10 protein-coding genes are annotated in these 11,794 nt (G+C 56.8%); 6 read left to right on the top strand and 4 right to left on the bottom strand.

What is annotated here, in order from left to right:
* Positions 1-229: 229 nt before the first annotated feature.
* Positions 230-952: a response regulator transcription factor gene (locus BLR69_RS21675; protein WP_071494736.1), complete on the top strand. Its 723-nt coding sequence runs from the start codon at positions 230-232 to the stop codon at positions 950-952.
* Positions 953-1,057: 105 nt separating this feature from the next.
* On the opposite strand, the gene gyrB is transcribed toward BLR69_RS21675, so the two are convergent.
* The 4 genes from gyrB to dnaA are packed head-to-tail and all read right to left on the bottom strand — an operon-like array spanning position 1,058 to position 7,263.
* Complete coding sequence (gene gyrB / locus BLR69_RS21670; protein ID WP_071494735.1) at positions 1,058-3,475, bottom strand: DNA topoisomerase (ATP-hydrolyzing) subunit B; 2,418 nt, start codon at positions 3,473-3,475, stop codon at positions 1,058-1,060.
* A gap of 4 nt (positions 3,476-3,479) precedes the next feature.
* Positions 3,480-4,583 (bottom strand): DNA replication/repair protein RecF, encoded by a 1,104-nt coding sequence (recF, locus tag BLR69_RS21665; protein ID WP_071494734.1) that lies wholly within the window; start codon positions 4,581-4,583, stop codon positions 3,480-3,482.
* A 20-nt stretch (positions 4,584-4,603) separates the two neighbouring features.
* Entirely contained in the window at positions 4,604-5,707 is a 1,104-nt protein-coding gene (gene dnaN / locus BLR69_RS21660) for a DNA polymerase III subunit beta (protein WP_058424368.1), read from the bottom strand.
* 38 nt (positions 5,708-5,745) lie between these two features.
* The gene (gene dnaA, locus BLR69_RS21655) at positions 5,746-7,263 is read right to left on the bottom strand and encodes a chromosomal replication initiator protein DnaA (protein ID WP_071494733.1); all 1,518 of its coding nucleotides are present in this window, start codon (positions 7,261-7,263) and stop codon (positions 5,746-5,748) included.
* Positions 7,264-7,848: 585 nt separating this feature from the next.
* Between dnaA and rpmH the strand changes: the two genes are divergently transcribed.
* The 5 genes from rpmH to mnmE all read left to right on the top strand — a co-directional run bounded on the left by rpmH (position 7,849) and on the right by mnmE (position 11,776).
* Positions 7,849-7,983 (top strand): 50S ribosomal protein L34, encoded by a 135-nt coding sequence (rpmH, locus tag BLR69_RS21650; protein ID WP_003213577.1) that lies wholly within the window; start codon positions 7,849-7,851, stop codon positions 7,981-7,983.
* Between the two features lie 13 nt (positions 7,984-7,996).
* Positions 7,997-8,404, top strand: coding sequence for a ribonuclease P protein component (gene rnpA / locus BLR69_RS21645; RefSeq protein ID WP_020302575.1), 408 nt, complete (start codon positions 7,997-7,999; stop codon positions 8,402-8,404).
* Positions 8,397-8,642, top strand: coding sequence for a membrane protein insertion efficiency factor YidD (yidD, locus tag BLR69_RS21640; protein ID WP_076955233.1), 246 nt, complete (start codon positions 8,397-8,399; stop codon positions 8,640-8,642). The genes rnpA and yidD overlap by 8 nt, the downstream gene beginning before the upstream one ends.
* A gap of 2 nt (positions 8,643-8,644) precedes the next feature.
* The gene (gene yidC / locus BLR69_RS21635) at positions 8,645-10,327 is read left to right on the top strand and encodes a membrane protein insertase YidC (protein ID WP_071490889.1); all 1,683 of its coding nucleotides are present in this window, start codon (positions 8,645-8,647) and stop codon (positions 10,325-10,327) included.
* 78 nt (positions 10,328-10,405) lie between these two features.
* The gene (gene mnmE / locus BLR69_RS21630; protein ID WP_071494732.1) at positions 10,406-11,776 is read left to right on the top strand and encodes a tRNA uridine-5-carboxymethylaminomethyl(34) synthesis GTPase MnmE; all 1,371 of its coding nucleotides are present in this window, start codon (positions 10,406-10,408) and stop codon (positions 11,774-11,776) included.
* Positions 11,777-11,794 lie beyond the last annotated feature (18 nt).

Raw genomic sequence — 11,794 nt, 5'->3', positions numbered from 1 at the left:
GGGTATCAACGCACAGGAGTCTACGGCAGCACATGCGTCGGTTGATCCTTTTCCTCAGGGTCAGGAGCCGGTATCTTTCCCACATTGGTATCGAGGACTTTCAATGGGTCAACCGCTCATTGATCCCAGCGTATAGAGAGATCCGAGAGGTCGATGAATCTGCGCACAATTCTTCAGATTCAAAAACCGGCCGACGGCTGCCGCACTCCTCAAATGAAAGGACCCACCCATGCGTGTCGCAATACTGGATGACGAGCCTGCCGAACTGCGCCGGGTGGAACAGACACTGCGACAAATCCCCAGCACCGCCGAACAGCCTTGGTCCCTGCATTGCTTCGAACGTGGTGAAGACCTGCTCCGCCAACTGCGCCGGGAAACCTTCGACCTGTTGATACTCGACTGGCAACTGCCGGATATCAGCGGGATCGCGTTGTTGCGCTGGACCCGTGAACACATGGAGTCACCACCTGCCGTCATCATGCTCACCAGCCGTGATGCCGAGAGCGACATCGTCACCGCGCTCAACAGTGGCGCCGATGATTACGTCAGCAAACCTTTCCGTCCTAATGAATTGAAAGCACGGGTCACGGCGGTTCTGCGTCGGCATGGACTGCAAAAGTCTTCTACACACGAAGTGCAGAGTTTTAATGACTTGACCTTTGATGATGCTGAATTAACCGTGACCCGCGCGGGCAAACCAATCAACCTAACGGAGCGTGAGTACCGTTTGGCTAGCTGCCTGTTTGCCAACCTGGCACGCCCCCTTTCTCGCGAATACCTCTACGAGCGGTTCTGGACCCATGAAGAAATGGTGTCCTCGCGGCCGCTGGATACGCATATCTATCGGCTAAGAAACAAGCTCGGGCTGACCGCGGATCGGGGTTGGCAGTTGCTGACCATCTATGGATATGGCTACCGCTTGGAGAGTGTCGCAGCGGCGTCCCAAGCCTGATCCGTTGATGTTCCACGTGGAGCATTTCAAAACCAGTGATTTTTACCCAATAAAAAAGGCCAACGTCTAAACGTTGGCCTTTTTAGTACGACGGGCTTACCGAGATCAGAAGTCCAGGTTAGAAACCGCCAGTGCATTGCTCTCAATGAAGTCACGACGAGGCTCGACCGCATCACCCATCAGGGTGTTGAAGATCTGGTCCGCGCCAATGGCGTCTTCGATGGTCACGCGCAGCATGCGACGCTGAGCCGGGTCCATGGTGGTTTCCCACAGTTGATCCGGGTTCATTTCGCCCAGACCTTTGTAGCGTTGGATGGTATGGCGCTTGGTGCTTTCAGCCATCAGCCAGTCGAGGGCTTCCTTGAACTCCTTGACCTGCTTCTTGCGTTCGCCACGCTGAATATAAGCGCCGTCGTCCAACAGGGTGCTCAATTGAGCGCCCAGGGTGACCACGGTCTTGTAGTCATTGCTGCCGAAGAAATCACGGTTGAAGGTGACGTAGTTCGACAGGCCGTGGGAGATCAGCTCGACCTCTGGCAGCCATACGTTTCGTTCACGATCTTCACGCAGGCTGGCTTTGTACACCAGGCCGGACTTCTCGACGGTACGCAGGCGCACTTCATACTGGGCCAGCCAATCCTGCATGTGCGCGTGGTCGCCCAGTTGCTCCAGGCTTACGGCTGGCAGGTAGATAAAGTGCTCGGTCAACTCCTGCGGGTACAGGCGCGACAGACGCTTAAGAGTCTTCATCACCATGCGGAAGTCGTTAACCAGACGCTCCAGCGATTCACCGGAGATACCCGGTGCTTCGTCGTTCAAGTGCAGGCTGGCATCTTCCAGGGCCGACTGAGTCATGTACTCTTCCATGGCGTCGTCGTCTTTGATGTATTGCTCTTGCTTGCCTTTTTTGACTTTGTACAACGGCGGCTGCGCGATGTAGATGTAGCCACGCTCGATCAGCTCCGGCAGCTGACGGAAGAAGAAGGTCAGCAGCAAGGTACGGATGTGCGAACCGTCGACGTCAGCATCGGTCATGATGATGATGTTGTGGTAGCGCAGCTTGTCGATGTTGTACTCGTCACGACCGATACCGCAGCCCAAAGCTGTGATCAAGGTGCCGACTTCCTGGGAGGAAATCATCTTGTCGAAGCGCGCTTTCTCGACGTTGAGGATCTTACCCTTCAACGGCAGGATGGCCTGGGTGCGACGGTTACGGCCCTGCTTGGCGGAACCGCCAGCAGAGTCACCTTCCACCAGATACAGTTCGGAGAGGGCAGGGTCCTTCTCCTGGCAGTCAGCCAGTTTTCCCGGCAGGCCAGCGATATCCAGCGCGCCTTTACGACGGGTCATCTCACGGGCTTTACGCGCCGCTTCACGGGCACGTGCAGCGTCGATCATCTTGCCGACAACCAGCTTGGCTTCGTTCGGGTTTTCCAGCAGGAAGTCGGAGAAGTATTTGCCCATCTCCTGTTCCACTGCGGTCTTCACTTCGGAAGACACCAGCTTGTCTTTGGTCTGGGAGCTGAACTTCGGATCCGGCACTTTCACCGAGATAATCGCAGTCAGGCCTTCGCGCGCATCGTCACCGGTAGTGGCGACTTTATGCTTCTTGGCCAAACCTTCGGCTTCGATGTAGGTGTTCAGGTTACGCGTCAGTGCGGAACGGAAACCCACCAAGTGAGTACCGCCGTCGCGCTGAGGAATGTTGTTGGTGAAGCACAACAGGTTCTCGTTGAAGCTGTCGTTCCACTGCAGGGCGATTTCCACGCCGATGCCGTCTTCACGCTGGATGTTGAAGTGGAACACCTGGTTGACCGCAGTCTTGTTGGTGTTCAGGTATTCAACGAACGCACGCAAGCCGCCTTCGTACTTGAACAGCTCTTCCTTGCCGCTGCGCTCGTCCTTGAGGACGATACCCACGCCGGAGTTAAGGAACGACAGTTCACGAATACGCTTGGCCAGGATGTCCCAGCTGAAGTGGATATTCTTGAAGGTTTCAGCCGATGGCTTGAAGTGGATCTGGGTTCCGGTGGTTTCACTGTCGCCGACAATTTTCATCGGTTCTTGCGGAACACCGTGTACGTAGGTCTGTTCCCAGATCTTGCCGCTACGGCGTACAGTCAGGATCAGCTCTTCGGACAGTGCGTTCACTACCGAAACGCCTACACCGTGCAAACCACCGGAGACTTTATAGGAGTTGTCGTCGAACTTACCGCCGGCGTGGAGCACGGTCATGATGACCTCTGCCGCCGAAACGCCTTCTTCTTTGTGCACGTCTACCGGAATACCGCGACCGTTGTCGCGCACGGTAATCGACTCATCCGGGTGGATGATGATGCTGATGTCGTCGCAGTGACCGGCCAGGGCTTCGTCGATGGAGTTGTCGACCACCTCGAACACCATGTGGTGCAGACCGCTTCCGTCATCAGTGTCGCCAATGTACATACCGGGACGTTTGCGTACGGCATCCAAACCTTTCAGCACTTTAATGCTGGTCGAGTCGTACGTGTTTTCTTCGCTCATGCCTTCACTCCCGATGGTCGTGGGTCTGGGTGATACGGCCTTGTTCCACGTGGAACAAAGCGACCGGCGTTTCCGTCTGCCAGCCTTCCCTCAATAATTCGTGGTCTACACAAGTGATAAACACCTGGCAGCGTAATTCTTCCAACAAACGGCATAGCGCTCGGCGGTGCTGCTCGTCGAGCTCCGACGGCAAGTCATCCACCAGATAAATACACTGACCGCGTCGAGCCTGGCTAACCAAATGGCCCTGAGCGATACGTAACGCGCACACCACCAACTTCTGCTGGCCACGGGACAAGATGTCCGCAGCATTGTGAGCGCCTAATCTAAGGCGCAAATCAGCCCGTTGTGGTCCGGCCTGGGTATGGCCAATTTGCTGATCCCGCTGCAGGGACGTCGCGAGCACTGCACTCAGCTCACGTTCTTTGTCCCAACCACGGTAGTAACTCAGCGACAGACCTTCGAGATCCAACAACTCGCTCAAGGTCTGCTCAAAGACTGGTTTCAAGGCTTTGATATAGGCACGGCGGTATTCATCTATTTCGTCGCTGGCCAGGCACAGTTCCCGGTCCCAGGCCGCTTGCGAAGCGGCGTCAAGTGTACCATGCCGCAGCCACGAGTTCCGCTGCCGCAGGGCCTTCTGCAAGCGCTGCCACGTGGCCATGAAACGTGGTTCCACGTGGAACACTCCCCAATCGAGGAATTGCCTGCGGATTTTGGGTGCACCTTCCAACAAACGAAAGCTGTCGGGGTTGATCAATTGCAGCGGCAGAATTTCCGCCAGCTGCGCGGCACTGCGAGCATTTTGCCCGTCAATGCGAATCTGGAACTCTCCACCGCGATCTCGGGATATGCCCAGGCTGCTATGCCCACCTTCAGCCAGTTCGACCTGGCCAAACACCGTGCACGCCAATTGCTCGTACTGGATGACGGGTAACAGCCGAGCGCTGCGAAAGGAACGGGCAAGCCCCAACAGATGTATGGCTTCCAGCACGCTGGTTTTGCCACTGCCGTTGGCGCCGTGGAGGATATTGATGCGGGGAGAGGGGGAGAAGGTCACCGGGTGCAGATTGCGCACCGCGGTGACCGAGACGCGACTGAGGGACATCTAGCTTCTGCTGAGCATGGTTACAGGCGCATCGGCATGACAACGTAAGCCGAGTCGTCGTTGTCGGATTCCTGCACCAGGGCGCTGCTGTTGGAGTCCGACAGGATCAAGCGAACCTGCTCGGTGGTCATCACGCCCAGTACATCCAACAGGTAGCTCACGTTGAAGCCGATTTCCAGGGAGCCGCCGTTGTAGTCGACGCCCACTTCTTCTTCCGCTTCTTCCTGTTCCGGGTTGTTGGCCTGGATTTTCAACTGACCGTTGGCCAGTTGCAGGCGGATACCACGGTACTTTTCGTTGGACAGAATCGCGGTACGGCTGAACGCTTCACGCAGCGCTTGGCGATCACCCAGTACGAGTTTGTCACCACCTTTAGGCAACACGCGCTCGTAATCCGGGAACTTGCCGTCAACCAGCTTGGAAGTGAAGGTGAACTCACCGGTGGTGGCGCGAATATGGTGTTGACCCAAGACGATGCTGACGTTGCCTTCCGGCTCGGTGAGCAGACGCGCCAGCTCAAGGATACCTTTGCGCGGCACGATCACCTGGTGACGATCCGGTTGGCCGATATCGGCACGCATCGAACACATTGCCAGACGGTGACCGTCGGTAGCGACGGCGCGGATGATGCCTTCCGACACTTCCAGCAGCATGCCGTTGAGGTAGTAGCGTACGTCCTGCTGGGCCATGGCGAAGCTGGTGCGCTCGATCAAGCGACGCAGCTTGCTCTGATCCAGGCTACAGGTCAGCGAACCCGGGCCTTCTTCAACCGTCGGGAAATCATTGGCTGGCAACGTGGACAGGGTGAAGCGACTGCGGCCGGCCTTGACGACCAACTTCGCTTCATCAACCTTGATGTCGATCAGCGCGTCGTTCGGCAGGCTTTTGCAGATGTCCATCAGCTTGCGCGCCGGCACGGTGATCTCGCCAGGCTCGGCGGGCTCTTCCAGCTGCACGCGGCCAACCAGCTCGACTTCCAGGTCGGTACCGGTCAAGGACAACTGCTGGCCTTCGACAACCAGCAATACGTTAGAGAGCACCGGCAAGGTCTGTCGGCGCTCGACGACGCCTGCGACCAGTTGCAGGGGTTTCAACAGGGCTTCGCGTTGAATGGTGAAATGCATGGTCTAGTCCCTTGCCTTAGTAAGCTGCGCTGGCGTCATCAAGTGGTCAGTGTACGCAGCAGGTTCTTGTAGTCCTCGCGAATATCCGCGTCGGATTCCTTAAGTTCGTTGATCTTGCGGCATGCGTGCAAGACCGTGGTGTGGTCGCGTCCACCAAACACATCACCGATTTCCGGCAGGCTGTGGTTGGTCAACTCCTTGGAGAGGGCCATCGCCACCTGACGGGGACGTGCCACCGAGCGCGAACGGCGCTTGGACAACAGGTCGGAAATCTTGATCTTGTAGTACTCGGCCACGGTGCGCTGGATGTTATCCACACTCACCAGTTTGTCCTGAAGCGCCAACAAGTCTTTGAGGGATTCGCGAATCAACTCGATGGTGATATCGCGGCCCATGAAGTGCGAGTGCGCGATAACCCGCTTGAGTGCACCTTCGAGCTCACGCACGTTGGAGCGAATGCGTTGAGCAATAAAGAAGGCGGCATCGTGTGGCAGGTCGACTTTGGCCTGGTCGGCCTTTTTCATCAGGATCGCGACGCGGGTTTCCAGCTCCGGCGGCTCTACCGCAACGGTCAGGCCCCAGCCGAAGCGCGATTTCAGGCGTTCTTCCAGGCCTTCGATTTCTTTCGGATAGCGGTCACTGGTCAAGATGACCTGCTGACCGCCTTCGAGCAGGGCGTTGAAGGTGTGGAAAAACTCTTCCTGGGAACGCTCTTTGCGGGCAAAGAATTGAATGTCATCGATCAGCAACGCATCAACCGAGCGGTAGAACCGCTTGAACTCGTTGATCGCGTTGAGCTGCAAGGCCTTGACCATGTCAGCCACGAAGCGCTCCGAGTGCAGGTACACGACCTTCGCATTCGGGTTCTTCTTTAATAGGTGGTTACCCACAGCGTGCATCAAGTGGGTCTTACCCAAGCCAACGCCACCATAAAGGAACAGCGGGTTGTAACCATGCTTGGGGTTGTCGGCGACCTGCCAGGCGGCTGCGCGAGCCAACTGGTTGGATTTACCTTCGACAAAGTTCTCGAAGGTAAACGTACGGTTCAGGTAGCTGGTGTGCTTGAGCGCGCCTTCGACCTGGACAGTGCGCTGTTCGGTGCGGACCGGGGCTTGCTGGGAAGCGGCACCTGCCATCGGGTCAAAGCTGTCGCGGGACGGCTCTTCATTCTCTGGCGCACTTTTTTGCGCAGACGATTTGGATGAAGCCGGTGCAGGAGCAGGCGCACTGGCAGCCGGTGTAGCGGCTGCCTGAGCTTGCGACGCCGCAGCGGCCAATGGCGCATTAGGCGCAGCGCGAGGTGCAGAGCTGCGTTTGCTGCCTATTAACAAGGAGAGCACGGGCGCGAGGCCGTTGCCATGTTCATCGAGCAATTCGAGAACACGGCTCAGGTACTTCTCGTTGACCCAGTCGAGAACAAAACGATTGGGCGCGTAGACACGCAACTCGTCGCCTTCGGCTTCGACCTGTAGCGGACGGATCCAGGTGTTGAATTGCTGGGCAGGCAGCTCATCGCGCAAAAGCTCCACGCACTGCTGCCAAAGTTCCACTGACACGGATATCCCCTAAGTTGAAAGCCGGTGAGGCAAAAACAGCCGCCATTGTAGCGGCGCGCCGTCCACTTATCCACATGTAGCTTGATCACAGGCCGGCCAAAATCAACGTGTTAACTGAAATAAAGGCGACCAATGGTCTGTGCATAAGCTCTGTGGATAACCGTGCCTGAGGTCGTTGCACAAGTGGGGGGGAAAGTCTGTGGGTAACCGGCCTGTGGATAACAACCCATTCCACACACAGCTTATCCGACAGCGCAGCACAGGCAGAGCACCGTTTCTCCCCCGTGTTGTCATTCTCTGTACATCAGGTGGAATATGGCTTAAAGGCAGTTATCCACAGATGAATGCCTACCTAGCTTTTATAAGCTTTACAGAAAAGCTTTAAATAACTTCCTTCTTTATTTTTATATCTATCCCATCAGCCTTGGAAGCCAAGCGGACAGAAAAGAGCCAATGGCCGGTGGAGATCTAATTAAAGGAAAAGCTGGTTGGAAATTGACCTAGAGGCTTGCTTTCACTAGAATCGCCGGTCTCTTAAAACGGGGGCCATTCCGGCCCGTTGTGGACGAACCAGGTAACAACGCCATGAAACGTACTTTCCAACCAAGCACCATCAAACGCGCCCGCACCCACGGCTTCCGTGCTCGCATGGCTACCAAGAACGGCCGTGCTGTCCTGTCGCGTCGTCGCGCCAAAGGTCGTGCGCGTCTGGCAGTTTGATAATCCGGTACTGGTGGTGAGTCAGGACTTCAGTCGGGAAAAGCGTCTGCTAACCCCCCGGCATTTCAAGGCAGTCTTTGACTCCCCCACCGGCAAGGTTCCGGGGAAAAATCTCCTGCTCCTTGCGCGTAACAACGATCTTGATCACCCCCGACTCGGGTTGGTGATCGGCAAGAAGAGCGTAAAGCTCTCCGTTGAGCGCAATCGCCTCAAGCGTCTGATGCGCGAATCGTTTCGCCTCCACCAGGACACTCTGGTTGGTTGGGATATTGTTATCGTCGCGCGCAAAGGCTTGGGGGACGTAGAAAACCCCGAATTGATTCAGCATTTCGGCAAGCTCTGGAAACGTTTGGCGCGTACCCACAAGCCAGCACCAGCAGTCAGCACCGAAACTGTAGGGGTAGACAGCCTTGATGCGTAAACTGGCCCTCGTTCCGATCCAGTTTTATCGCTATGCCATTAGTCCTCTGATGGCCAACCACTGTCGTTTCTACCCCAGTTGTTCCTGCTACGCGTTAGAGGCCATAGAAAACCATGGTCTTCTGCGCGGTGGCTGGCTGACCTTTCGTCGTTTAGGTCGCTGTCATCCGTGGAATGCCGGTGGTTATGACCCGGTTCCACCTATCCCTACCTCCCGTTCTTCTTCGATGGCCGAGTAATCATGGATATTAAACGCACGATCCTGATCGTCGCCCTGGCAATCGTGTCCTACGTCATGGTTCTTCAGTGGAACCAGGACTATGGCCAGGCTGCCCTGCCGACTCAGAATGTTGCTACCAACCAGGCTGCGCCGGCTATTCCGGACACCCCGCTGGGTAACAATGCGTCCGCGAGTGCCGATGTTCCCAGCGCGAATGGCGAGACAAGCGCCCCTTTAGAAACGCCAGTGGTCACCAACAAAGACCTCATCCACGTCAAAACGGATGTGCTCGACCTGGCTATCGACCCACAAGGTGGTGATATCGCGCAGTTGAAACTGCCGCTGTATCCACGTCGTCAAGACCATCCGGATGTTCCGTTCCAGCTGTTCGATAACGGTGGTGAGCGTACTTATCTGGCGCAAAGCGGCCTGACCGGCACCAATGGTCCGGATGCACGCGCTACCGGTCGTCCGATTTACTCGACCGAGCAGAAGACTTATCAACTGGCTGATGGCCAGAACCAGTTGAACGTCGACCTGAAATTCAGCCTTGACGGCGTCAATTACATCAAGCGTTTCAGCTTCACTCGTGGTTTGTACGACTTGAAGGTCACTTATCTGATCGACAACGAAAGCGACAAACCGTGGAGCGGCAACCTGTTTGCCCAACTCAAGCGTGATGCCAGCTCCGATCCTTCTTCCAGCACTGCCACCGGCACCGCGACTTACCTGGGCGCCGCCCTGTGGACAAGTAGCGAGCCGTACAAAAAAGTGTCGATGAAAGATATCGACAAAGGCTCCCTGAAAGAAACCGTCCAAGGTGGCTGGGTTGCCTGGTTGCAACACTACTTCGTGACCGCCTGGATCCCGAACAAGGGTGAGGCCAACCTGGTCCAGACCCGCAAGGACAGCCAAGGTAACTACATCATTGGCTTTACCGGCCCGGCGTTGACCGTCGCACCCGGTGCCAAGGCTGAAACCAGCGCTATCCTGTACGCCGGTCCGAAAAGCCAGGCTGTGCTGAAGGAGTTGTCCCCAGGTCTTGAGCTGACTGTGGATTACGGCTTCCTGTGGTTCATCGCCCAGCCGATTTTCTGGTTGCTGCAACATATCCACAGCATTGTGGGTAACTGGGGCTTCTCGATCATCTTCCTGACCATGCTGATCAAGGGGATCTTCTTCCCGCTGTCGGCAGCCAGCTACAAGTCGATGGCGCGCATGCGTGCCGTGGCTCCGAAACTGGCGGCGCTGAAAGAACAACATGGCGATGACCGGCAGAAAATGTCGCAGGCCATGATGGAGCTGTACAAGAAAGAGAAGATCAACCCGCTGGGTGGATGCTTGCCGATTCTGGTGCAGATGCCGGTGTTCCTGTCGCTGTACTGGGTACTCCTGGAAAGCGTGGAAATGCGCCAGGCGCCGTTCATCCTGTGGATAACTGACCTGTCGATCAAAGACCCGTTCTTTATCCTGCCGATCATCATGGGCGCGACCATGTTTATCCAGCAGCGCCTGAACCCGACTCCGCCGGATCCGATGCAGGCCAAAGTGATGAAAATGATGCCAATCATCTTCACCTTCTTCTTCCTGTGGTTCCCAGCTGGTCTGGTGCTGTACTGGGTGGTCAACAACGTGTTGTCGATCTCTCAACAGTGGTACATCACACGTAAGATCGAAGCGGCTACCGCAAAAGCCTCTGCGTAACTTACTCTGTGGATAACCACTCAAGACGCCCCCTAGTGGGGCGTTTTGCTTTCTGTCACTTTGGTCTGGAACCTGTTGATGAGCGCTCCTCGTGAAACCATCGCTGCTGTCGCTACCGCTCAAGGTCGCGGCGGTGTCGGCATCGTTAGAATTTCGGGGCCGCTTGCGGGCGTGGCGGCCAAGGCCATCAGTGGTCGTGAAATGAAGCCACGCTACGCACATTACGGCCAGTTCCTGGATGCTGACGACAGTGTGCTGGATGAAGGCTTGGCTATCTATTTCCCGGGACCGAATTCATTCACAGGCGAAGATGTTCTGGAGTTACAGGGCCACGGTGGCCCGGTTGTGCTGGATATGTTGCTGCAGCGTTGCCTGCAATTGGGTTGCCGCTTGGCGCGCCCAGGTGAATTCAGCGAGCGGGCGTTTTTGAACGACAAGCTCGATCTGGCCCAGGCCGAAGCAATTGCCGACCTGATTGAAGCCAGTTCTGCACAAGCGGCACGTAATGCATTGCGCTCCCTGCAGGGTGCGTTCTCCCTGCGTGTGCATAACTTGACCGAGCAGTTGATCAGCCTGCGTATCTACGTCGAGGCGGCGATTGATTTTCCGGAAGAAGAAATCGACTTTCTCGCCGATGGCCACGTATTGGCGATGCTGGATAAAGTTCGCGATGAGTTATCCACAGTGCTGCGTGAAGCCGGGCAGGGTGCTTTGTTGAGAGACGGCATGACCGTCGTGATCGCGGGGCGGCCCAATGCGGGGAAATCCAGCTTGCTCAATGCCCTGGCGGGGCGTGAAGCCGCCATCGTCACTGAGATTGCCGGCACCACACGGGACATCCTGCGCGAACATATCCACATCGACGGCATGCCGCTGCACGTTGTAGACACCGCGGGTTTGCGCGACACCGACGACCAGGTGGAAAAGATCGGTGTGGAGCGCGCGCTCAAAGCCATCGGCGAGGCGGATCGGGTATTGCTGGTGGTGGACGCTACGGCGCCCGAGGCTGTGGATCCTTTCGCCCTGTGGCCGGAATTCCTCGAGCACCGGCCGGACCCGGCCAAGGTCACCCTGATTCGCAACAAGGCTGACTTGACCGGTGAAGCCATTGCGCTGGAAACCAGCGCGGATGGCCACGTCACGATCAGCCTGAGTGCGAAGTCGGCCGGTGAAGGCCTGGAACTGCTGCGCGAGCATCTCAAGGCCTGCATGGGCTACGAGCAGACCTCGGAAAGCAGCTTCAGTGCGCGCCGCAGGCACCTGGAGGCGTTGCGCCATGCGAGCGCAGCGTTGGAGCATGGGCGGGCGCAGTTGACCCTGGCGGGGGCTGGGGAGCTGCTGGCGGAAGATTTGCGTCAGGCGCAGCAGCTGTTAGGCGAAATCACCGGCGCGTTCAGCTCCGATGATTTGTTGGGGCGGATCTTTTCCAGCTTCTGCATCGGTAAATAACCGAGTTATCCACAGCGT

This window comes from Pseudomonas azotoformans (assembly GCF_900103345.1).
GTDB classification, from domain to species: domain Bacteria; phylum Pseudomonadota; class Gammaproteobacteria; order Pseudomonadales; family Pseudomonadaceae; genus Aquipseudomonas; species Aquipseudomonas azotoformans.
Note: the sequence above shows the minus strand (reverse complement) of the source record. Positions and strands in the feature narration are given on the sequence as shown.